General features: G+C 61.8%; 1 protein-coding gene. It reads left to right on the top strand.

Translation table 11 applies throughout. The annotated features are described in order from the left end of the window. Nucleotides 1-233: TSUP family transporter (locus tag SB756_RS35755; protein WP_410913978.1), on the top strand; the 233-nt coding region annotated here is incomplete at both ends.

The following is a 233-nucleotide window of genomic DNA, read 5'->3' as shown; positions in this document are numbered from 1 at the left end:
CATGCAGCAGGCGGTGGCCACCTCATCGGCCTGCGGTTTGCCCATTGCCCTGGCCAGTGCCTTAAGTTTCATGATTCTGGGCTGGCATGATCCGCTGCTCCCGGCCCATAGTCTCGGTTTCGTTTATTTGCCGGCCCTGTTGGGTATTGCCCTGACCAGCATGGTGTTCGCCCGCATCGGCGCGCGCCTGGCCCACAAACTGTCGCCACGCCTGTTGAAACGCATGTTCGCCG

This window comes from Pseudomonas sp. SIMBA_068 (assembly GCF_046534705.1).
Taxonomy (GTDB): domain Bacteria; phylum Pseudomonadota; class Gammaproteobacteria; order Pseudomonadales; family Pseudomonadaceae; genus Aquipseudomonas; species Aquipseudomonas putida.
The sequence above is the reverse complement of the archived record's forward strand: the minus strand, read 5'-3'. Positions and strand labels throughout refer to the sequence as shown.